Consider the following 21,327-nt stretch of genomic DNA (forward strand, 5'->3'; position numbering starts at 1 on the left):
CCTAGATCGTCACTTTCGATTGCGCCGCCATCACCTTGCGCCAATGGAAGTAGCCCGCGAACGCATTGACAAAGAGTCCGGCATAGAGGAATCCCGAGACCAGAAGATGCTGTTGAAATCCGTAGACGAGCACGGCAAGCACGTTGACCAGGCCCCAGAAGATCCACGACTTGAGCTGCTTGCGGTCAAGAAGAAATTGAGCCAGCACGCTGAGTGCGAGGATCGCGGCATCCATGAACGCGGAGCTTCCGTTCAGGTACTTGGCGACGGCGTAGCCCACCAGGACGCTGGTGGCCGCTGCCATGGCTCCCCAAAATGCCACGATGCGCCACGGCCAGTCACCGATGGGCGGCTCCCTGAGCTTCAGCCGGCCGACATCGGTTGTCCCCACCTTGCCGCCGAACATCCAGAAATACAGCCCATAGAGCTGGATGACGGTGAAATAGACGTTCAGCGCAAGGCTCGAGTAGAGTTTGGCATCGACAAACACGAAGCTGTAGAGGATCGTCGCGAGAATGCCGACCGGGTACTGGGCGATCTTGAGGCGCGTAGCGCCAACGACACTTGCCGCCGTGAAGATGACAGCCAGGATCTCCATGGCCGAAGTCGGGGCGTAGCCGCCGAGTGGGATGGGCGCCAGTAGGCCATGGTAGATGTCCGCCACAAGTAGCTGTCCGTGCGTTTCAAGGCTCAACAAACACCACCTCATGCCCCTCCGTCAGGTCCGGCGCCTCCCACCGTTCCAACATCCTCTCCAATGCCGCAGCAGGCACCGGCCTGTCCCGTTCATCATTGCGCCGGCGCAAGTCCACTGCGTCCGCCTCCGCACAAACGATCCGGATCCTGTAGCCGTAATCCGCACCCAGGTCGATCACCCGCCCCCGCTGGTCATTGCTGATGTTCGTTGCGTTCCACACGAAGCTGACGCCGCGTCGCAGGAGCACTCGTGCCCGTTCGCGAGCCTCTGCAGCAAGCGGACCCTGGGGATCCGTCGGCCGCACCTTGAGCTCCCGTCGCATGTCATCGAGCGAGATCACCGCAGATCCTGGTTCCTGCTGCCGAATCCACGTGTCCTTTCCCGCCGCCGGCAGGCCGCACATGACGGTCAGAAGTCCCTTGGTATCATCATGCGCGCAGTACGCGGGCGATCGATCCTGGCGGCGAAAGTACAGGAAGCGGCTGTGGTCCGATGCAAAGCGATAGGACTGATCAAGACAGTCGAGCTCACGCGCGTACTCAACAAACAACTCGATGTTCTCCAGCAGGCGCCCCGAGTCACGGCATTGCCGCCCGCGCGCATCGGCCTCGGCGAGCAGCGCCAGATGGCGGCAATCCAGACGCCAGCTCATGGTGATCGCCCGCCGTTCAGCGTCGTCTCTCGCCATGATGAAGAAAGGTTCCTGATGATGGCGAATCAGGCCACAGATGCGCTCACGGCGCGCGCGAGGCCAGCCCAGTTCCCAGAGGATGCGCCGCGCAGCCACCGCTCCCCGCCGCGAATGCCCAGGCGACGTGATGCGCCCGTCGCTGTCGCACCGCGTCGTACCTGGCTTGGCCACATCGTGCAGCAGCGCCGCCGCGAACAGGTCCTCGCGCTCGGACCTAGGCAACGCCTGCCAGGCGGGACTTGCCGCCAGGGCGGCCGCGACCAGCTCGGTGTGCGCGGCGACATCACCCTCGGCATGGTGCGCTGCGTCCTGTGGGCATCCCGCCATGGCCTGCAGCCATGGGGCGGCTGCGAACAAGCCGGGCCAGTCGAGCCGCCAGTCCGGGGAGGACGGGCACGCGGCCAAGAGCCAACTCACGCGCCGCCTCCCGGGAAAAGGCCCGCCCCGGGGGCGAGCGCATTGGGGATGATCGGCCGGTCGAGCCAGTGACTGTCCGACTGCGCGACCGCCTGCAGAAAGCCGACCCGCACCCACTTGTAGCGCTCCATCACGCGGCCTTCCCGCTCAACCTTGATGTACAGCCCCTCCATCAGGTCGGTGGGATCAGTCTCCGCGGAGGCACGGTCCTGATCCAGGCCAAGGCCCGCCGCCTCATCGCGGAGGCGCGTCCGCCAGTTCGGCGACTTGAAGCGCGACACCCCCACCATGGCCGTGAGTTCTTCAATCCGTGCAAGGCCGCCCGCGTGCAGGACCGGCACAGACTTGACACCGGTCTCACGGAGAATCGTTGCCCGCGCGGGCGTCGCCAGGAAGCTATCGCTCTGGCGATCCAGAATGTCGAATTCGAGGAAGTAGTGGGGCAACTGGTCGTAGTAGACGGTGTGCTTGGCATAGCACCACTCGCCGTACATCACATAGCGGTCACGCAATGCGACCCAGAGCTCCTCGCGCACGGTCGACGCCCAGGCCTTCAGCGGGGCGAAATGGCGTTCGCGGTAGCCACCGGTCAGGAAATGCCCGCGGCTTTGCAGGTGCATGGCGCCATCGGCGCTGAAACTGACTGCCGAGTTCGCACCATCCACCTTCTCCTCAACCACAAGGTGCTGGCCCGCGATGGCAACAAACGGCACCGCAGCCAGGTCCTCGTCGCCGGGTTGCAGGCGCGACCCTTCCAAGTGAGGCGTTCGGGGGTACTTCCGTAACTCCATGATGCTCATTCACTTCCGGATCACTGCGATCCGGTGATTCAGAACGTGCTCGACCGTTACGCGCGACGCCCCGGCGTCCATGAAGATGCGCTCGATCTGCTCGGCCGTGAACAGGTGCAAGTGCTCGGGATTGTCATCCGGGTGCGATGGCACCGAGACGACGACCGAGCGGCGCGCAACCCGCACGGCTTCGCGGGCCGCCAGCAACGGCTGCTCCAGATGCTCCAGGACCTCGAGCATGGTCACGATGTCAAAAGACCCTTCGGTAAGCGCCAGGCCCTGCACGTCCATACATGCAGCTGTCAGTCGGCGCACCCCGCCCCGTGTGACGGCCTGCAGGTCGGCGGCCCTGTCCCGTCGCCTGTCGATGGCCGTGACCGGCAATCCAGGCAACGCTTCGAGCAGGGGCCACAGGAAAGCCCCGCGCCCTGTCCCGACGTCCAACAGGTCCACCGGCTGCAGAGCGTGAAGGGCACCGATGACGCGGCGCACGCGTGGCAAAACTTCGGACCGCTTGAACTTCGTCAGCTGCAATCCCGCTTTGCGGGCGGCTGGAAGTGCATCAACGGCATCGAGGTCTGGGGCATGCAGCCGGCCCCGGACAAACGCCAGAGTCGCTTCGGCGTAGAAGCGGGTGTTCAGTTCCGCTAAAGCATCCATCGTCTGTCACCGTGGCTAGAGCAGGCTAAATTCCCGGATATTATCCTACACTATGAGGCTCATATAGGCGACAGGCGGATTGGCCGCAGAATCCGGATAAGGCCTTATCGGGGCCGTCCACAGCTTTGGCCGTGCCGGCGTGAGCAGTCGAACGGACATGAACTGCCTGGAGCGTGAGGTCGCCGGACCTGGCAGCTCTCGAGAGACGAGGTCGCCTCTTCCGCGATCACGGAGGATGCGCCCTCCAGGCCGGTGCTGGGTAGATGTCGCTTGGCATCCGCGGACATTCTGGTCACAATGCCGATTGGATCCCGACATCGTGTGCGTGCCGCGTCGACCCATCGGTTGCGGCATCGCGCAGTATCGCAGGCCAAGCCGCCGGTAGATTGCGTTAGGGGACAGTCAGGCGGGACACATAGGGCTTGGTGAGTTCACGTGGACATCATTCAGCAGAATGGCGGGATCAACGCATGGGAAATTCGGCTACTCATGTCGCCGGCACTTGTTGCAAACGAACGCTGAGAAAACAGAACGGCCCCCGATTGGCGCAAACCATCGCGGCGCTTGCCGGGGAGCTGTGCGCGGATGACAGCCCCGACGGCATCCAGACCCGGGAGCGTCTATCGCAATCCGCCGGCAAGCCCAGCCCCCATGCCGGACGCGTCTGCAAGGCGGCGCAGCGAGTTGTGGACACCTTCCTCGCCGCCGCGCCGGCAGCGACCGGGCTCCGGCATTTCATTGTAGCCTCAGTACGTCCTGTCCGGGGCGCGGCCGTTCTCCGTGTCACCATTGAGCCCCAAGCTGAATTGCCGGCGGGGCTGGCCACGGATCGCGTCCTGGCGGCTCTCCGTGGCCAGCGAGCGCATCTGCGGGGCATGCTGGCCGCCACGATCGACGGCAAGAAGACGCCGGAGTTGCAATTCGTCCTGAAACTCGCGGTGTGCGCAGGAATGGACGTGGATCTCGATGACTGACAACACCGCGCGCCCCGACGTTCTCTTCCCCGCCCCCGGCTGCACCATGGGAGACCAGAGGGATCATGTCGCGTAGTATTCACGCCACTCGCCGCGCCTATCTTGATGAACGCAAGCTCAACTATAGTGACAAGGTCTTGCACCGCCGACGATTGGTCGAGATGCGCGAAGCTACCTGGACCAAGAGACGCATCAAGAGCTGCGTGGCCGCAGAACGGCGTTCTGCGGAAAGTACCGATTCCCACCCCGCCCATTCGGGTGCGCCCCGGGTGCGGGTCATTGACGAGAGCGCGTGTCTCTTCTATCCGGCGACGCCGGTGGATATCCGCAACGTGTTGCAATTGCTGCCACCGGGTGTGCTGGATGGAATTGCAGAGGTCCGACTCCTGTCCGGGCGACAGCGGTTCGACGAACAGACTGACGAACTGGATGAACGGAACCTCCAGCGTGACCCCTGGCTGGGGCGCCTCGGTCATGAGATCATCCCAGGCGTATTTGAGGGAGCCTATCTTGGAGTGTATCTTAACGCGACGTCGGCAATCGAGATCTACGCATACGTCAGTGATCCATCCGTCAGTCGATGGCCAGCCGCTGCCTTCTTCCTGAAACTGGTGATGCTCGAGATTCTAGTGCACGAGATTGTTCACCACGACGACAGGATGCGGCGCGTCGCGGCAGGTCGCTGGCGCTTCGATGACATGGAAAAGAACGAACACTACGCCGAGACCGCCTCAGCTTACTGGCTCGCGCAGTACGTGATCCCTTATCTTGAGCAAACCTATGCCTCGGATGCCGCTGCCTGGCACGCGTGGGTGCGTGAACACACCGGGACGTCATTCCGCTTGCGGGAATTTGCCACGGATTGGCGTTGGGTCTCCGGAGACGTCCCCATTCCCAGGCAGGATAGCAGTGTCTACACTGCCGTCACTGATCTGGCACACGACCTTCACGGCGGCGTGCCACCGCTCGAGGCCCGTGTCAATTTCGCCCGCGAGCTTCATTTCGGCGAGATTTATGACAAGGCCATGGAGATCCTTGGCACGGTACTAAGCGAAGAACCGGCGCACTTGTCGGCCAGGACTCTGGTCGCCGACATCCTCGAGCATCAGATGCACTATGACGAAGCCGAAGCCCTGGCCCGCGAGCTCGTCGCCATCGACCCAGAGAGCTTCGGAATCTGGTATGTTCTCTGTCAGATCCACGAGTCGCACCAGGATTGGCGCCAGCTGGTCGAGACCACGACGGCCTGTCTTGCCATCGAGAACAGCTACGCCGTTCTCGACTCCCAGACACGTGCCTATTTGGAGCTAGGTGAGGACGCGGCGTTCGAAGCGAATCTCGAGGCGCTGATCGGCATGAATGAACCTATCGCGGCGCTTCGCTTTCGCGCGCTGAGAGACCTTAGCGCGGGACGCCTGCGCGAGGCCTTCCGCTGTTCTGACCGATGCCTGCGCCGCTGGCCGGGCCCTTGCGAACGCGCGGTTCTTGCCGCCATTCGCTTCGAGGCGGCATGCCGGCTCGGATTGCGGGTTGAGAACCGGGACCTGGACGCCGCATCAATCGCCCTGCTTCGGCGCACAAAATACGGCCCGTGGGCAGAGAGGCTCGCTAGCGAGTTCGGACTGCGGGTTGGGAGCACCGCGGACTGAGCCCGGACGTAGCCTCAAAGGGTTTGATGCAGCAGCCTTCTACTGCCGGGGATCTACTCCCGTCGGATACTCGCGATTGCGCGTCGCTGTTGCGGACGGCATCGGGATTTCATGTCCGCGACTGGCAAGGGCGACCTTCAGGCGGACGAACGAATCCGGAGAGGTCCCGCCTGCAACGATCGCCAGCAGTTCTTCGCGAAAGCAATCCGGATAGAGAGCGGCCGCTTCGTTCAGCCAGTCGACCTCGGGGTCGGGTACGAAATTGGTAAGCGAGCGCAGGAAGGCCATGTTGGCTTCTTCGAAATCCCGGCTCCCGGTTCCTCCCTGAATCATGTCGCCGATGAGATTCCCCATCATCATCGCAGTGACCGGTTTCCCGCGCTCTATGGATCTCGCGAGCAAATCCCGGAAACGCGGCACCCAGGTGCTGGCACGCTCGTTATCGCAGCGGAGCGCTGTCCAGCCGATATTCAACATGGTCATGTCCCCGCCCAGATAGATGCGATAATCGCCCGCGCGGGCATCATACAGGACCCGGCTGGCACCTACGCAACCGCGGTCTTCGGAGAACGCCCGCGACGTCGCCAGAGCCAGAGCGCCCATGATCTCGTCGCACAGGAATGGCTTGATGCCAGGTTCCAGCCCGGCACTGACTTCGACAGCTTCAGCTGCCAGGCCGAGCGCCCAATAGCGGTCGTCCGGCGCCATTGGTGACAATATGAACCCCGGATGTGCGGGGTCGCTCGACTCAACAAGGTATCGTGCATACATCGCGTAGACACCGGCATCTGGCGTTTCAGCCTGCAACAGTCCATCAAGGCATCGCTCGGCGGCCGCGTAGGATCTGGCCTCCAGGAGGTCTCGGACCTCTTTGGCTGCTGGCGATAACACGAATGCCACTTGCGGGGCGGATGCGTTGCGGCGAGGATGCTCTGTATTGGCCGGCTTAGAGGCCGCCGCAGAATCTTCGCCGAGTTCCTGTGCCGGCTTGCACGCGGCGGCGAGCGCGATGATCGCGAGCGCGCCTCCCAGGACAATCGTACGCCACGCCTTGCCGTGAAGCACACCCGCGGGGCGTGCTGTCAGGTTGTCGCGAGAATGACCAGGAACTGCCACGTCCGCCCTCCTCGTGGTCACGCGCGCCGAGCACGCGTAGGTTGTTTTGCCACACTCCTTGAATGTCGTATTCCCGCTGAAGATGTGACAGTACGGACTACAACCCTGCTTCCGGTTGTACCCCGGGGCCTCGTGGCCCCGGGGTTCAAGTCTACCCGATAGGTCGCCGAATTGGCGCGGTTCACCATCCACCCGTGGCGGGATGGCAGTGGGTTGTTATCGCCGACCCCGTCCCTTGGCCGGCGCGCCAGCCGGATCCAGGATCTCACCGCTGTCGAGATCGAGAGTGAACGTATACTGGCCATCAACAATCACGGGCACATACCTCGTACCATTGTAGGTGATTCGGAGCGTACCCGAGAAGGTCTCACTTTCGTTGCCACGACCCTCGGAATCGTGCCAGCTACTGGTCCACTGGTCGTACATCGCAAAGCTGGATTCACCCGAAAGCGGGTACAGGCCCGTACCTGCCTCATAGTCGTAGTCCTTGCTCCATCGCACATCAGTGTTGGTTTCATGCCAGTTCGCAACGCCCTCGTCGTGCCACCCGTATGCGCCGCTGGGCTCCTCATAGCTGAAGCGATAGGACGAGCTGTCGTCTGCGCTGCCATTGAGAACGTAGCGCGTCGCGGTCGCGCCAATCCCGCTCAGGTCGTAGATGCCACGGCAGTGTCCGTGCGAATAGTAGTCATCGCCGAAGTCGAGGTCCCACGACCAGCGGAACTCCCAACTCGTACGCATGCGTTCAACGGCACTCCAACTGTCGGCGCTGAGATCCACGGGAGTCCCGTCGGCAGCGAAAAAGGTCGATTCATAGTTCCAGAGCCAATCGTCGTCCTTGAGCGTGCCACCGAGTTGCGGGTCCGTGCCCGATCCCGCATGCATCGACTTGCCAGTGTAGATCAGTTGCGTCAATAACAGGTCGGCGGGATTCTGCTGTACAAAGTACTCGCCCAAATGCGTCGCGACCATAACCGCAGTCTCGCGGCTCAAAGTGGGCTGCTCGGGGTCGTGGAACCGCCACCACATCCGGCAACGGCCATCCCCATCCAAGCCACGAGCACGACACTGTAGCGCCTGATTTGTTTGTAATTCTGCATGTGAGAACCCCTTGGTCAATGTCCGGCGGAACCCGAAGACGATCCGCGTGTCTTCAGGATTGTCGAGCGTCCGGTGATTGTGTGACGCGGGCGGGCCGACACCGTCGTCCTCATTGCCCCTGGACAGCCCAGAACTCGCACTCCACCTTCTTGTCCGCGTCCGTGGTGAATGAATTGTCGAGCACGAAATAGTAGACACCGGCATTGCTGATCGGAACCTCGATGGATATCGTGCGCCCGCGCCCACTGTCGTGGAGCGCAGTCGCTTTGTCTCCATTCTGCCACTTCGCGTAGTTTTCGTCGTCGAGGACAAGAACACGGATGTCGTTGGCAGCTGCTCCGGACACGACAAGCTTGGCGCACAACGCATAATCCAATCCTTGGCGCGGCGATACGGTGACGTTGTATGTAGTCACTTCTCCGGCGGGCACGACGGCCGACCTGACACCGAAATCGATCCGCTGCCCACGCGGAGAAAGTGACGACAACCGGGCGCGCATCTGTCCGAACTCTGCGCTGGTGCGCCGAAGTCCTTTCAGATTCAGGCGTTCGATCTCGGCAGTCGTGTTCTCGATCCGCTCTTCGGAGGTCGGGTGCTCGGAGAAGAACGCGTCAAACTCCGACGGATCACCACCGGCGACAGCTCGCAGCGTATCAAACACGCTATTCAGGGCCGATGGATCGTAGCCAAGGCGAAATATGTTGTACACTGCCAGGTAGTCGGCATCACGCTCTTCATCGCGTGAATACTTCGCCTCCCGAAGCAGCGCTCTGTAGTTCCCGGCCGCAGTGAAGATGCGCTGCCTCATCGCGTCAGTCATTCTCCGGACCGTGTGACGGCCCACGACATGGCCCACCTCATGGGCAATGACGCCGGCGAGTTCGGCCTCATTGCCCATCGCTTCAATCAGGCCGCGATAGAGAAAGACCTTGCCGCCGCCGACTGTGAATGCATTTACGGTCGGGGAATCGATCACATAGAATCGGTATTCAAGATCCGGACGCTTGGAGGCGGCGGCAATCTTTTGACCGAGTCTGTTGACATACTCGTTGACTGCAGGATCGTCCAACATGGGATTGGTTTCCAGGATCTGGGCTTCGTAGTGATTCGCCATGGCGAACTCCACGTCAGCCCCGAGGAGATCGAGCGTCAAACTGAAATCGCGCCGTTCATCCCCGAGGACATCCCTGCCGAAGACGACTGCGGATATCTGCGCCCTGGGGATCTCGTAGGTGCCGGCATTTTCGCCAACGATGAGAAATGTCACGGAGAGCAGGCCGATGTCGCGGAACAGGCCGCGAAATGTGCTCCCGTCGTTCAAGATAAGCACATCAGCAGACGGAAGGGTTTCACCAAACATCGCTTCGGTGGAATCAAGGCTCAGTCGCGCCAAATCGCTTACATCCAGTTCTACGACTTGCCAACCGTCGCGAAAATGAAATGTTTGGTGCTTGGCGTCAAACTCATCCAGCGACAGGGCGGCCTGCTGGCCGTTGCGCAGCTCGATGAGAACCGATCCGGATCCGAATGCGGCCGCGGCAGGATCCTGCAGGCCGACGAGCACAAGCGCTGCTGCGATTATCGTTGCGATAGATTTGGACATGCGCGACATCCTCCGGTTTGGCTTCCCATACTGCCTGGCGTCTGCGTTGAGCCCGATATTCCATGTCTGCGAAGTCGGGCGCAAGATCGAAACGACCGATACGGCCATTGCACAGGGCGATGTGTCGGGTGGCTTGACGACGGGTTGCCGCCCGTCAAGAACCTGTCCGTTTGCGTCGGAACGATAACGATGTCGGGGACCAGGCGGGAATGTGACGAGTCGCGACTTGGAGCATGACTCGCCGTCAGCCGCCGATCGCCTTCGGCTGCCTGGCCAGCCCGAAGCGATATAAAACCACCCATGTCCTGTTTATTCTCGGCAGCTCGGACTGAAGCGACGAGGCCTGTCACAGTTCGAGAGGCGGATCGACAGTGGGTTGGTCACGGCGCCCGATCTTCGGGAAACCGCCACAGCCGGCTCGGGAGTGCATGATGAGGAAGGCGCGAAGTGCATAATATGATGTGCCATAACAGATTACATGTTGCGGCTGTTGATGTGACAGGATGCGCCCGGTGGCCGGCGGCAGCCTCGCGAACTCCGCGGGGCGCTGCCGGCACTCCGGGCGGCACCTTTCGGCGAACGGCAGTAGCGGCCACGATCGATTCCACTGGAGGGCACTTTCCCCCATGCACCATGGATGCAGGGGTGGCATCCCTCCCGAAGCGCGGAATCTCCGCTCGGATCTTGCTGTCGACGGTAGGGGCCGGTATGCTAGTTTCTCGCGACGACACCTCGGAATTCCCCTGTCGCCCACGCCGTGAATTGGCCGATTCCGGCCGCCGGCGCGGCAGGTCGCGATCAATGTCCTGTCCTGAATCGGGAAACGAAATTGTGAACAAGGAATACGACTGGGAACATGCAAGCCAGTTCATCCGGACCTGGCTACGTCGCAAGCTTTACGGCAGTCGCCGACACGCCCTTGAGGACCTGGCTCAGACGGCGCTGGTTCGACTCATCTTTGCGACGCAGCGAGGCAACGTGGAGAACTTCGAAGGCTTGATGGTCACGATCGCACACAGGACGTTGATAGACTCCCTGCGCGCCACCTCCGATTTACCCATCGAGATCGATATTGACGCAGTTCCGAATGATCACCGGATCAGCCCGGTGATTATAGATCCGCTCGAACCGACGGCGGAGCGCCTTGAGTTGATATTGCTCGAACTCTTCGACCCGGAATGCCGGGAACTGGCGATCTACAAACTTGATGGCGTCAGCTGGAAGGAACTTGCGAATATTCGCGGATGCTCACACGCCAAGATCCGCCAAGACTGGTCGCGTTGCAGCCGGTTCCTGCGTAAGCGGCTGCGCGAGGATGCCTCACAGGACTGGGGGTGGGCATGAACCGGCACTCGCAATCCTCGTCGACTCAGGATCCGCATCGTTGGGCGCACCAACGGTTTCTGCCCCTGAAGTACGACTTGCTGGATCCTCGCGAAGCGGCCGAAGTCCAGAATCACCTTGACTCCTGCCCGCCGTGCGCGCGCGACTATGCCGTAGAGAGTGCAGCGAGAACGCCGCCTGAAGAGCGAGGACACATCCCCGCGAGAATCCTGGCGAACTGGCGCGCCGCTGGGGACCATCTTCGCGGGGTAGAGCGGCAAATGGTGGCACAGCACCTTGATCATTGTGCCGACTGTCGCAACGTGCTGGCCATACTGGGACAGGACCCTGTTCTGGCTCCTTTGGCGCAAAGATCACCGGAGTCTCCAGCGGCGCACGTCTCCGCACGGCGCGCCTTGACGGGACCGCGGCGCGGTTTGCGGTTCAACTGGCTGCTGGCGGGAACCACGGTTTGGGCCGTGGCGGCAACGCTGGCCGCGGTTCTGCTCAACGTTGCCCGAAATCCCACCGCGCCCCTGATGGTTGCTGACCATGGAACCCCCGGAAAGTCGAGCGAGGCACAGTCGTCGGTAGCCGGTACCGTGAATCCGGAAGCTCAGGGCGAGCCTCAAGTCTCAATGACTCCCGTGGGGCGCGAACTTCGTGGGCAGCCGAGCCTGGAGTTGGCGACCCTGGTGCCCGCAGGTGTCCCCGGGGATAGGGAGTCGCGCAGGTATTGCTTATCGATCGGATCGGCCGCACCATCGACCTCGTCACCGCCCCACTTAGCGAAGTGCGAGCAGGGCGCGGTGTGATACTGGTGTCCAACAGCAGCAGCCTCACGCCCGGCAACTACGAGCTTCGCGTGCGGTGGCAATCCACGGAGCTGGCCCCGGCAGACAGCGTTTCCGAGTATTTCCGGTTCGACTAGGAACAACACTCGCGATGCGCGCACGACAGGAAAACATGCGACGTCTGCAGCCCTCGCACTTCACTTCCGCTCTGCCCCTGACTATAGGACGGAGCGAAGCCAACGATATCGTCATCGCTGATGATTCGATCAGCCGGGTCCATCTTATCGTATCCCGGCTCCGTAGCGGCCGAGTTCTGATCACCGATTGCCAGACGACCAATGGAACGCGCGTGATGGAAGCCGGAAGCGAACGGTCGGTCCACCAGGCGGTGGTTGAAACCGCCACGCTGTTGCAGTGCGGACAGATCCGCTTCCGACTGACAGAGATTCTCTCCCGCTCCCAATCGAAGACAGCCGGGGAGGCCTGATCGCTTGTCTGTCCTGGCGAAAGGCAGTGGCGGAGAAGCCATGGCCCTGCTGGTCGGCTGTCTGCTGGCCCTTGCTGTGATGTTCGCCTGGGCCACTTGTCGACTTACGCGCACGCAGCCAAGAGTGCGGTTCATTGATTGCTGCCTTCCGGTCTACGGCAGCATCCTGCTTTGTCGCACTGCTGGGATGGCATCCTGGTGGGGCTGGTTTGCTGTCTTGCCACCGTTGGCGTTCGTCTACGGGTACCGTGTCTGTGGGCGACTGGCCCGCGCCCGCGGCTACAACTACCACTTTTTCGGTTGTCTTGGCGTACTGGGCATCGGGCTCATTGTCCTCGCGATACTCGAGCCCGGTGGAATCGGACATTTGCGCCCGGCCCCCGCCGCCGCCACGGTGCGGTTCGCGGGAAGCCGCCAGGAGCTCGTGGACGCGCCAGGTCTGATCTGCCTTGGTGGGGAATACGAAGGAGGGATCGTCCCCCTCGACTCACCCGTGGTCGTCGGTAGAGATCCCCGCGCCTGCAATCTCGTGCTACGCTCGGACGCGCTGTCCAGAACCCACCTTCGAGTGGAGGTTGATGCGCACGGGCAGGTCTTGGTGACGGATCTCGGCTCGCTTTGCGGAAGCCGCCTGCGGCGATCCCGATCCGAAAGTGACATCAGGCTGGAGGCCTTTCAGAGTCATGTCCTACAGGTGGGAGACTTCGTTTCGTTGGCTGACGGGGCCCAGGTCTTTCGGCTGGTGAACTGTAGTGAGTGATCATACGGATTCTGGCGACCGACCGATGGGCGATAGGAGTGTCTGCACATGATGACCAAATGTCCCAACGGGCATTTCTACGATCCAGCCCGGGAACGCGCGTGCCCCGGCTGTGCCGCCGTCACTCGCGGCGAGGTCGACACACGCCCCCCTCAATCGCCAGGTGCCGCAGACGCGCGCTTTGCGCGACCCGCAGTCCGGCCTCGTCCCCGATTCGGTACCTGAAGCGCGCCACACCGACGCCCAGCACACACCTGCCGGCGCCACCGATCATGCGCGCGAGACCATCGCCTGGTCCCCTGATCGTACGGCACACGGGACTGATCCTGTTGTCGGCTGGCTTGTGTGCGTTGACGGTCCTGAACGCGGACGCGACTTTCGCCTTCACGCGGAGCGCAACTTCAGTGGTCGCGCAGCGAAAATGGACGTGTGCCTGGCCGCCGATGAGGCGATCTCGCGCAATGCACACCTCATCGTCACTTTTGACCCGCGAACCGCCGCCTTCGCGGTAGTTCCTGGCGAAGTGCGGGGTATGGTCTACATCAATGGTTCGCCGCTGGCGACCGTTGTCGCCCTTGCAGACCGTGACATCATCGAGTTGGGCAATACGAAGTTGCTCTTCGTGGCCTTATGCACGGGCGGCTTCACATGGGCGTGAAAGTCGCGATCTATCGTTCATTTCCTGTATGGCAGGCCGCCCGGATGGCCGCACTCCGGACCAGTCGTCTACGGAGGTCTTTCCTCACATGAACCGATTTGATCATCTCGATGAGCTGTGTTCCTGGTGCATGCGCCCGCGCACGGGACCCAGCGGCATGTGCGCATTCTGTCCGCCAACGCCGCCAACCCAAGACCAGCACCACATGAAAATGCCGACCGGTGTACTCATCGCCGACCAGTATGTAGTCGGCCGTGTTCTTGGCAAAGGCGGCTTCGGCATTACCTATCTTGGCGCCGACATCAACCTCGGCAACCGCGTCGCCATCAAGGAGTACTTCCCCACGGACCTTGCCGTCCGGGCCGAAGACCGATTGACGGTGCAGGTGATGTCGCCGACGTGTCGGGATACATACGACTATGGCTTGGAGCAGTTTGCCAGCGAGGCCCGGCGCTTGGCGAAGTACCAGCGTGTACGCGAGATCGTCACGGTGATCAACTATGTTCGAGAAAACAACACCGGCTATCTGGTAATGGAGTACCTCGACGGACGCACTCTTGGCGAGTACCTGGCCACTACGGGAGGTGCATTGACCCCGCCTGTGGCCCTGCGGCTGCTCGCGGGAGTTCTCAACGGATTGGAGGCCATGCACGCGGAGCAGATGCTCCATCGCGACATAAGCCCGGACAACATCTTCATGACCGACGCTGGGGATGTCAAACTCATCGACCTCGGCGCGGCGCGACTTGCTGTGGGGGGACGGACCCAGAATCTGTCGGTCATCCTCAAGCACGGCTATGCACCGCCTGAGCAATACCACCAGAACGGCCATCAGGGACCATGGACGGACATCTATGCGTTCGGCATCACGCTGTATCGGTGCATCACCGGCCAGAACGCACCAGATGCCCTTGATCGGCGTGAATCGGACCGCCTCGACTGGTCGCTCCTGAGTCGTAGCGGCACCGACCGCGGATTGGTGCGGGCGCTGCAGAAAGCCACCTCGATCGACCCGAAGCAGCGGTACCAGTCGATACGCGAACTCCGGTCCGCACTCTATCGCAACCCGACGCCAACCGAAGAGCCTGTGCCGGGCCCCACGGTCCTTGCGGAACCGGCTCGAAGGACCACGAAGTTCCCGTGGATCGCAGTAGCGGCCTGCTGTGTCTTGGCCATTGCCTTGGCTGTGGTTTCGGTAACCGCATATTCTGCGCGTCGGGACCAGCAAACGAAGGAGAAGGAGAGCGCAGACAGGATCGCGGCCTTGACCGCGGCCAACGCGGATCTGCGTTGGGTCGCCGAATGCGGAGTCAAGGACACTCACTACTACCGGGAGAACCTCCTGGGCAAGACCTGGTGGGACTTGGGTGCCCCGCTCCAGTTAGCCAAGTTCCTGGTTAGTCCCACCGCCCCCGTGGAAGACACCCACACCGGCACAAGCCTCAGTGACTCGCTCCGTGTTCGCGTCGGTGGTCGCAGATCTCCGGGCTTTGGGCATTTGTCCGGCGCCTGGGATCTGCTGTTTCTCCGGCTCGCCCAGCACTCGAACGACCGCGGCGCGGCCCTGGACAGCTTCGTAGTACCGGTCGAGTTCGGGAACGTGACGAACGAGTTCGACCGGACCTTCGGGCCATACCCTGCCAAGCCCGGACGCTGGAGTGTGACTCTGCGCTTCACGCCCGCGCACGGCGGTCCCTTGATGTATGTCGACCAGGCGGCCGCAGCAGTGGAGCGGCGTTGACGTGACCCCCCGCTCGAAGCGCCAGGTGGAACAACCGCCTCCACTGCGCCAATGGGACCTCGTCCCCGGCAGCACAGAGCGAATTGGTCCCTTGCGCATCTGTTCTTCGCAGCACATCGGAGGCCGCGAAAGCCAGCAGGATCGGCTCGCCGCGACGGCGCGGATCGGCGATTCTGATGAGCTGGTCACCGTTGTCGCCGGCGTTGCCGACGGAATGGGTGGCACGCCTGGTGGCGATCGCGCTGCAGAACAGGCCCTCGCCGCGGCGATGTCCGATGCCATGGAGCTCCCGGAGGAGGCAGCTCCCCCTGCGACGCTTCTCAACGCGATCGCTTCGGCACAGCATGCAGTCAAAGCTCTTGGAGAGAGTGAATCCAGTCTTTCCGGAGCCGGGACCACGCTGGCACTGGTCATGGTTACTGACGGTGACCTGTACTGGGCATCTGTGGGTGACACCTCTGTCTATGTTCTGCGCAATGGCGAACTACTGCGCGCGACGGAGCCGCACCGGGCCGCGTGGCTGGCGTCGCTCAGTCCGACTGTCGTTGGCCGGGAAAGTCTGCCCGGAAATATCCTCCACAGCTATCTGGGGTCCGACGAGCCTCTTGTTATTGACCGCAACCTGTGGCCGTTTCGACTCGCCCATGGAGATCGAGTCCTGTTGGCTACAGACGGTGTCAGCGACACCCTTGCGCGCGCTGACATCGCCAGGTTGCTGGGCGACTCCGGAGGCGACCCGGCCGACCGGATCGTAGCGGCGGCAGCGGCTCGTGGCGGCGACAGTCAGGACAACGCGACCGCGCTGTGTCTCGATAATATGCCACTTACGCGCGGTATATCCCCCCGCAGGCGCATTTTCTGGAGCATTGTCGCCGGGACGGCCGTATTGCTGCTATTCGCACTTGCCATGGCGCTCTTCCTGCGGTTGACCCACCGCCCGTCTCTCGACCTCGGATCCGCGGTGCCGCGGAATCCAAATGTCGTTTGGGCCTCGGTTTGCCTACTGCGGCGCAACTTACCGACTCGCCACCACCGTCGCTTCCTTGCCGCCATTCTGGCACTCGTCTTCTGTTTCGGCCTGCCGGCATCGGCTACCGCGAACGCCGTTGACGAGCGGACCTTCGCCTCTACCTATCGCATCGTCACCCGCGTTCGGAACGGCAAGGATATCAGGACAGTGACCGGATCCGGATTTGCCATCAACAGCGATGGTTATATCGTCACCAACTGGCACGTTGTACCAGGCCAGGATGTTCTGGACATACGAGTGTACTCTCGCGGGGACGAAGCACGTATGCGGGCTGCGCTCGCCGAATACCGCCGTACCTCCGACTTCGATGGCGAGTTTGCAAGGACGAAGGACGTCACGAAGCTGCGAGACGACGTAATCGGACCGGCCCTGCTGGCCATTACGGAAGAGGCTGCAGACGCCAGATTGGTCTGGTTCGATCGAAGTCTGGATCTGGCCCTGTTGCAGTGCTCTGGTGCGAACGATCACGCATACCTCAAACTGGCGTCACTGAAGGACGTCCGGCCCAATGACGACGTGGTTGTTGTCGGCTATCCGTCCGGCGCCGAACTGGGCAGTCCGGAGGCCATGATCACGGCCAAGGCAGATGGCGGACATGCACGCGCCACTGAAGACAGCTTGGTGCGTGACGGCTACGCGTACCAAGCCCTGCATTTCGATGCACAGCTCAGCGACGGCAGCAGCGGCAGCCCCATTCTCAATGGTTGCGGAGCAGTGGTCGCAGTCGCCTCCTATATCATCATCGCCGCACCCGGCGCCGCGTCCAGTTACGGAGTTTCGGCGGATCACGTCATCGAAGCTTGCCGAAAGGCCGGCGTACCCTGCGAAGTTGCCGGGCCATGTGACGATCGTGCTGCGCGGTCAAGGGCAACGTGGCTGATAGTGGCCGGAGTTGTGGCTTCTCTCGCCTTGTCATTAGCCACTCTGCGCCGTCAGCGGCGCGATGGTCGCACGAACGCCGTGGCGGTTCGCGACAGCTACACGAGCCTCACGAAACGGATTGTGAAACCACATTCCGGCCTAGCGCTGGTCGGCTGCGATCAAGACGGCACCCGCTTGTTTGCGGCCGCGCTTGAGCACCCCCGAATCGACATCGGGAGCGATACCATCGTCGCCAATCTCGTGGTACAAAGTCACGCGCGCGACATCGATGGTTTGCATTGCGTGATCCACTGGGCGGAGGGCGACACGACCATTGAGGTCGAGGATTGGTGGAGCCGTACCGGGACCTTCGACCCCAAGGGTAATCGGCTCGAACCGGGTGCACGATGCCGCGTCGGCCGCGGCGAGTCGTTCAGGATCGCGCGCGTCAGCATTGCATTGGTGTCGGCAGCCGAGGGTGCGGCGGATCGGAACTGAGCCCTTCCCCCAATGCAGCGGCTCGCGCGGCGAAACGGAGACGACTCTCTTGGAGCTCACCTGTCACTTTGCCAGCGGCCAAACCGCGGGTGACCGCCCGACGATGGAGGATCGCTGCGCTTCAGCGGGCGACGAATACGGTCAGATCTGGGTGGTTGCCGACGGCCTGGGCGGCCATTCCGGAGGCGCCAGGGCTGCGGAGTTCGTGTGCGGTCGGATCATCAGTCTCTGGCGAGCGGCAGACGCCGGCGGGCGTGGCGATCTGCCGACACTCGTATCTGCAACCGCGTCGGAGCTGGCGGGCGCAAACGCTTCGCTTCACCGAACCGAACGCGGATACAGCACCTGCGTGGTGGCGACATGGGAGGCCGCCAGCGGCCTGATCAGAGTATGCGGAGTCGGCGATACGCGCTGTTACCACGTCACAGACGGCGCGATTGAGCTCTGCACGCGCGACGATACAGTCGCTTTCCGCTTTGCCCACGAGATCGGCACGGAACCGGGCGTGCGCGCGCACCCGGACAGGAACTCGCTGCTGCGCGCGATGGGCTCAGAGATGACCGGAGAGCCGCCGAAGATGCAGATTCTGCAACTTGATGATCGCCGCCAGGGTCTCTTGATCTGCACTGATGGCATCTGGGAACATGTGCTGGACGGTGAGATCGCGCTGGATCTTCTCAAGTCGCCCGAAGCTTCCGATTGGGTCGCTTTTCTCCTGCGTCGGGCCGCAAATGCGGGCGCCAACGACCGTGACAACGCCACGGCCGTTGGCATCATTTGGGCTCCGTTGACCTAGAGGGTCTTCGCTGGCGTAGCCCTGATCCGGGCTCGCCACGAGCTGTCCGCACTAACTGCCCTGTTTGCCGTCACCCTCGAACTCCAGGGTGAAATCGGCGGCACCCGTGGCGATCGTGATCCCCTCCAGCAGCACGATTTCGCCACCTCGCGCCTCAACGGTTTGCCATTGGGAGTCCTCAGCACCGACAGGCTTGCGAGCCTGGTCGAGCCAGTTGAACCGGTACCGAAGCGTCAGCAACTGGGACGACGCATTCCTCACCCGCACCGATGCTCGCATGCGGCCCGCCTCGCGACTCCAGTCGCTCTTGACCACCACGATATCCTGGGTTGCGAGCGTGGCATCAGCAGTCAACTTGTAGGATTCATAGCGGAACTGCTGTCGAGGGGCGCTCGCACAAGCTGTGAGAACGCTCAGCGCGAGCCCTGTCACGACCATGATCGCCGAACGGTAAAACCGGTTCGCTGTTTCAGAATTTCGCATGTCCTCTTCCTATCTGTAGTCAGACACTAGCTTGTCAACCAGGCTCTTCGTCAGATCAGCATAGCGGCCAGGCCGCGCATCCATGCCGGCGCCCAAACTCAGTTTCATCGGATCGCGGGATCGCTGAATCGCTTTCGAGACAGGCTCGACGTCGGTATAAAGGACCGCCCCATTCGCATCGACCACCTCAAAACTGCCCTGAACGCTCAGGATGAGTTCGCCTTTGGGGCCTTCCCGCTCCGGAAGCATCACCAACCGCAGGTTCACCAGCGCATCGGCAACAACATCAGCGCTTTGATCAGCCCAGCCGTCGATCGCAAAATTGCCTCGCTCCAGCGTCGCCCGGTGTTCCTGGTGCCTGCGGAGGCCGCTCTCGGCCGGCAGCACGGCCCACGACCTGCGTGAAACCAGCGCCCGCTCGAGGACCTGCCCGGCAGTTTCCACGGGCAGATTCGCCATTCCTTGATTAGTTCGGTCCTCGACCGTCACCTCACCGATCTGGAGCACGCGTCCCGACAGGAGCGGATCGCGCGCTGAGCTGGCCACGAAAAGGACATCGCCGACCTTCACCGGCTGGTTTGCCGAAGTCACCTTCACGAAATTGCCTTCGGCACCGACCGAGATCACCCGCGCACCCCCGATCCGCTCCTGGAAGCGGCCGAGTGTACGGCCGTCCAATCCACGGACTTCGTCGCCGGCGCGCCTGATCTCGAACACCACGCCCGGTCCAACGGCGCCATGATCGAGTGCAAACTCGGCAGTGGTTCCGTCCAGGGCGCGGATCGAGCCGCTTGCCTGAGCGGGCTCGAATGCAGTCGCAAGGCTGCACGCGGCAGCATGGAGCGCGTCGCGGGTGGTGCTGGCGAAACGTCCCGCACGCCCGGCGGTCCAGTACCGCGGGTTGGGAACATCGCTGAACGTGTAGTCCTTTCTATACGGATAGGACCTGCAGAACTGCACCAATCCCGTCCGACAATCGACGATCTCCAACTCGGGCTCCAAGGTGAAGAAGCAGTGGGACTCGCCCTCCGGACCCTTCACCTCTTCGAGCGTGGCCCGCGCGATACGTACGTTCACAAACAGGTCGGGACGTTCCCGGTTTCCCAGCATCACGTCCGTTGCAACATCGCTGGTGGAGGCTGTCTCAGCTTGCTGGCGAACCAGGTTGCCGGCCGGAGGCAAGACAGCCAGGTCGGTGTTGCGCAGTAGATAGCTATGAATCCACTCCTGGACGTGTTCGGCGGTGACCGTGAACTTGGGATTGCCCAGGAGCGCTTTGGGCAGTTCCGGTCGCGTGACCATCAACGTTGCGCTTCCGGCGCGGACGGTGCGCTTTCTCAAGCTGAACCGCGACACCTGTGTACCCCTGGAGGGAGGGATCGCCGCGCGTCGTTCTCGCCAAGCAGAAGCCACTCTGTGCCGAACTGACACACAGCACGCAGTCCTCATTGCGGAACATCTGACCCGCGGCGACACCATCGCGAGTGCCGCGGTCAAGAACCACTGAGTCACCGTGCCGCCCCAGGACATTGGCCTGCACACAACCGGGTGCGTAGTTCGCGGCGATGGTGGCCAACGGACCACCCAGAGTCGTGTCCACTTGCGCTGCGATAGCCGCATCGATGAGCCCGGAAACATCGAAGTCGGTGCTTTTCGCCTGCACCGGTAGCGTTGTCTCCGCGGTTAGCGACTCGGCGAAACAGACTTCTCCGGTAACGAGATCAAGGAACTCCACCGCACTGCTGGTCGTCAGAACGTAAGACTTGTTGAGCCGTCCGAGCGTCCACAGGTCGCAGCTCATCCGGGAGAGGTTGCCTCTGATCCAGATCCTGTCGAACGGCGCATCCATGCGCACGTTGGTCGGAGATACGCCGGTCGGGACCACCACCGCACTGCCGAGATTCGCCTGCGCGCGTGACGCCATGCGGTCGAAGCAGAACCGCTCCAGATTACCGCTGTGGCCCACTGCCGACGGGTCGAATGCGTACATGCTGTCGGGACACACCAACTGGAACGGTACGACGACGTCGTACTGGAACGAGTCGCGACAGCTCTCGTCCTGAGCCGCAGCATTGGACGCCGCTAGAAGCCACGGCATCAGCACCACAATGGCGAACACACGCAACGCGGCAATATCCATGATGGGCATGACGCCTCTCCTGTTGCGCGACATCCGCGCTCTCGACAAAGATACAGA

Annotated in this window: 20 protein-coding genes; 10 read left to right on the plus strand and 10 right to left on the minus strand. The window is 62.3% G+C overall.

Annotation, left to right across the window (positions count from 1 at the left end; all coding sequences use genetic code 11):
• Position 1 precedes the first annotated feature (1 nt).
• The 4 genes from IPG61_08150 to IPG61_08165 all read right to left on the minus strand — a co-directional run bounded on the left by IPG61_08150 (position 2) and on the right by IPG61_08165 (position 3,256).
• The gene (locus tag IPG61_08150) at positions 2-694 is read right to left on the minus strand and encodes a nicotinamide mononucleotide transporter (protein MBK6734051.1); all 693 of its coding nucleotides are present in this window, start codon (positions 692-694) and stop codon (positions 2-4) included.
• Positions 684-1,715 carry an AAA family ATPase gene (locus tag IPG61_08155; protein ID MBK6734052.1) on the minus strand — a complete coding sequence of 344 codons (1,032 nt, stop codon included), beginning with the start codon at positions 1,713-1,715 and terminating at the stop codon, positions 684-686. The genes IPG61_08150 and IPG61_08155 overlap by 11 nt, the downstream gene beginning before the upstream one ends.
• An 86-nt stretch (positions 1,716-1,801) precedes the next feature.
• On the minus strand, positions 1,802-2,596 hold the full coding sequence (locus IPG61_08160) for an RNA ligase family protein (GenBank protein ID MBK6734053.1): 795 nt from the start codon (positions 2,594-2,596) through the stop codon (positions 1,802-1,804).
• Positions 2,597-2,605: 9 nt separating this feature from the next.
• Entirely contained in the window at positions 2,606-3,256 is a 651-nt protein-coding gene (locus IPG61_08165) for a methyltransferase domain-containing protein (GenBank protein ID MBK6734054.1), read from the minus strand.
• Positions 3,257-3,798: 542 nt separating this feature from the next.
• On the opposite strand from IPG61_08165, the gene IPG61_08170 reads away from it, so the two are divergent.
• Positions 3,799-4,230, plus strand: a complete 432-nt coding sequence (locus IPG61_08170; protein ID MBK6734055.1) for a hypothetical protein — start codon at positions 3,799-3,801, stop codon at positions 4,228-4,230.
• A 65-nt stretch (positions 4,231-4,295) separates the two neighbouring features.
• Complete coding sequence (locus IPG61_08175; GenBank protein ID MBK6734056.1) at positions 4,296-5,879, plus strand: hypothetical protein; 1,584 nt, start codon at positions 4,296-4,298, stop codon at positions 5,877-5,879.
• A 39-nt stretch (positions 5,880-5,918) separates the two neighbouring features.
• Here the strand turns inward: IPG61_08175 and IPG61_08180 are convergent, their stop codons facing one another.
• From IPG61_08180 to IPG61_08190, 3 genes are all read right to left on the minus strand, one after another.
• The gene (locus IPG61_08180) at positions 5,919-6,995 is read right to left on the minus strand and encodes a hypothetical protein (protein ID MBK6734057.1); all 1,077 of its coding nucleotides are present in this window, start codon (positions 6,993-6,995) and stop codon (positions 5,919-5,921) included.
• A 216-nt stretch (positions 6,996-7,211) separates the two neighbouring features.
• A complete protein-coding gene (locus tag IPG61_08185) occupies positions 7,212-8,024 on the minus strand; it encodes a hypothetical protein (protein MBK6734058.1) in 813 nt (270 codons plus the stop codon).
• Between the two features lie 181 nt (positions 8,025-8,205).
• Entirely contained in the window at positions 8,206-9,699 is a 1,494-nt protein-coding gene (locus IPG61_08190) for a M48 family metalloprotease (protein MBK6734059.1), read from the minus strand.
• 831 nt (positions 9,700-10,530) lie between these two features.
• Between IPG61_08190 and IPG61_08195 the strand changes: the two genes are divergently transcribed.
• The 8 genes from IPG61_08195 to IPG61_08230 all read left to right on the plus strand — a co-directional run bounded on the left by IPG61_08195 (position 10,531) and on the right by IPG61_08230 (position 18,647).
• On the plus strand, positions 10,531-11,043 hold the full coding sequence (locus tag IPG61_08195) for a sigma-70 family RNA polymerase sigma factor (protein ID MBK6734060.1): 513 nt from the start codon (positions 10,531-10,533) through the stop codon (positions 11,041-11,043).
• Entirely contained in the window at positions 11,040-11,837 is a 798-nt protein-coding gene (locus IPG61_08200) for a zf-HC2 domain-containing protein (GenBank protein ID MBK6734061.1), read from the plus strand. Before IPG61_08195 ends, IPG61_08200 begins: the two co-directional genes overlap by 4 nt.
• A gap of 151 nt (positions 11,838-11,988) precedes the next feature.
• Positions 11,989-12,303 carry an FHA domain-containing protein gene (locus IPG61_08205; GenBank protein MBK6734062.1) on the plus strand — a complete coding sequence of 105 codons (315 nt, stop codon included), beginning with the start codon at positions 11,989-11,991 and terminating at the stop codon, positions 12,301-12,303.
• 40 nt (positions 12,304-12,343) lie between these two features.
• On the plus strand, positions 12,344-13,063 hold the full coding sequence (locus IPG61_08210) for an FHA domain-containing protein (GenBank protein MBK6734063.1): 720 nt from the start codon (positions 12,344-12,346) through the stop codon (positions 13,061-13,063).
• Between the two features lie 163 nt (positions 13,064-13,226).
• Positions 13,227-13,721, plus strand: a complete 495-nt coding sequence (locus IPG61_08215; protein MBK6734064.1) for an FHA domain-containing protein — start codon at positions 13,227-13,229, stop codon at positions 13,719-13,721.
• Positions 13,722-13,809: 88 nt separating this feature from the next.
• Positions 13,810-15,462: a serine/threonine protein kinase gene (locus IPG61_08220; protein MBK6734065.1), complete on the plus strand. Its 1,653-nt coding sequence runs from the start codon at positions 13,810-13,812 to the stop codon at positions 15,460-15,462.
• A 91-nt stretch (positions 15,463-15,553) separates the two neighbouring features.
• Positions 15,554-17,851 carry a trypsin-like peptidase domain-containing protein gene (locus IPG61_08225; GenBank protein ID MBK6734066.1) on the plus strand — a complete coding sequence of 766 codons (2,298 nt, stop codon included), beginning with the start codon at positions 15,554-15,556 and terminating at the stop codon, positions 17,849-17,851.
• 49 nt (positions 17,852-17,900) lie between these two features.
• The gene (locus tag IPG61_08230) at positions 17,901-18,647 is read left to right on the plus strand and encodes a serine/threonine-protein phosphatase (protein MBK6734067.1); all 747 of its coding nucleotides are present in this window, start codon (positions 17,901-17,903) and stop codon (positions 18,645-18,647) included.
• A gap of 51 nt (positions 18,648-18,698) precedes the next feature.
• Here the strand turns inward: IPG61_08230 and IPG61_08235 are convergent, their stop codons facing one another.
• From IPG61_08235 to IPG61_08245, 3 genes are read right to left on the minus strand one after another with little or no spacing between them, the layout of a single operon-like run.
• Positions 18,699-19,130 carry a YcfL family protein gene (locus tag IPG61_08235; GenBank protein ID MBK6734068.1) on the minus strand — a complete coding sequence of 144 codons (432 nt, stop codon included), beginning with the start codon at positions 19,128-19,130 and terminating at the stop codon, positions 18,699-18,701.
• A 9-nt stretch (positions 19,131-19,139) separates the two neighbouring features.
• Positions 19,140-20,435, minus strand: a complete 1,296-nt coding sequence (locus IPG61_08240; GenBank protein MBK6734069.1) for a hypothetical protein — start codon at positions 20,433-20,435, stop codon at positions 19,140-19,142.
• The gene (locus IPG61_08245) at positions 20,344-21,279 is read right to left on the minus strand and encodes a hypothetical protein (GenBank protein ID MBK6734070.1); all 936 of its coding nucleotides are present in this window, start codon (positions 21,277-21,279) and stop codon (positions 20,344-20,346) included. Before IPG61_08245 ends, IPG61_08240 begins: the two co-directional genes overlap by 92 nt.
• Positions 21,280-21,327 lie beyond the last annotated feature (48 nt).

It is taken from the genome of bacterium, assembly GCA_016703265.1.
Classification (GTDB): domain Bacteria; phylum Krumholzibacteriota; class Krumholzibacteriia; order LZORAL124-64-63; family LZORAL124-64-63; genus CAINDZ01.

What these genes read in the sequence shown, in the direction of transcription:
- IPG61_08155 (MBK6734052.1), bottom strand. Translation starts at nt 1,715, where the DNA reads ATGGCGGGATGCCCACAGGACGCAGCGCACCATGCCGAGGGTGATGTC.
- IPG61_08160 (MBK6734053.1), bottom strand. Translation starts at nt 2,596, where the DNA reads ATGGAGTTACGGAAGTACCCCCGAACGCCTCACTTGGAAGGGTCGCGC.
- IPG61_08165 (MBK6734054.1), bottom strand. Translation starts at nt 3,256, where the DNA reads ATGGATGCTTTAGCGGAACTGAACACCCGCTTCTACGCCGAAGCGACT.
- IPG61_08175 (MBK6734056.1), top strand. Translation starts at nt 4,296, where the DNA reads ATGTCGCGTAGTATTCACGCCACTCGCCGCGCCTATCTTGATGAACGC.
- IPG61_08185 (MBK6734058.1), bottom strand. Translation starts at nt 8,024, where the DNA reads ATGTGGTGGCGGTTCCACGACCCCGAGCAGCCCACTTTGAGCCGCGAG.
- IPG61_08190 (MBK6734059.1), bottom strand. Translation starts at nt 9,699, where the DNA reads ATGTCCAAATCTATCGCAACGATAATCGCAGCAGCGCTTGTGCTCGTC.
- IPG61_08200 (MBK6734061.1), top strand. Translation starts at nt 11,040, where the DNA reads ATGAACCGGCACTCGCAATCCTCGTCGACTCAGGATCCGCATCGTTGG.
- IPG61_08205 (MBK6734062.1), top strand. Translation starts at nt 11,989, where the DNA reads ATGCGACGTCTGCAGCCCTCGCACTTCACTTCCGCTCTGCCCCTGACT.
- IPG61_08210 (MBK6734063.1), top strand. Translation starts at nt 12,344, where the DNA reads ATGGCCCTGCTGGTCGGCTGTCTGCTGGCCCTTGCTGTGATGTTCGCC.
- IPG61_08220 (MBK6734065.1), top strand. Translation starts at nt 13,810, where the DNA reads ATGAACCGATTTGATCATCTCGATGAGCTGTGTTCCTGGTGCATGCGC.
- IPG61_08235 (MBK6734068.1), bottom strand. Translation starts at nt 19,130, where the DNA reads ATGCGAAATTCTGAAACAGCGAACCGGTTTTACCGTTCGGCGATCATG.
- IPG61_08245 (MBK6734070.1), bottom strand. Translation starts at nt 21,279, where the DNA reads ATGCCCATCATGGATATTGCCGCGTTGCGTGTGTTCGCCATTGTGGTG.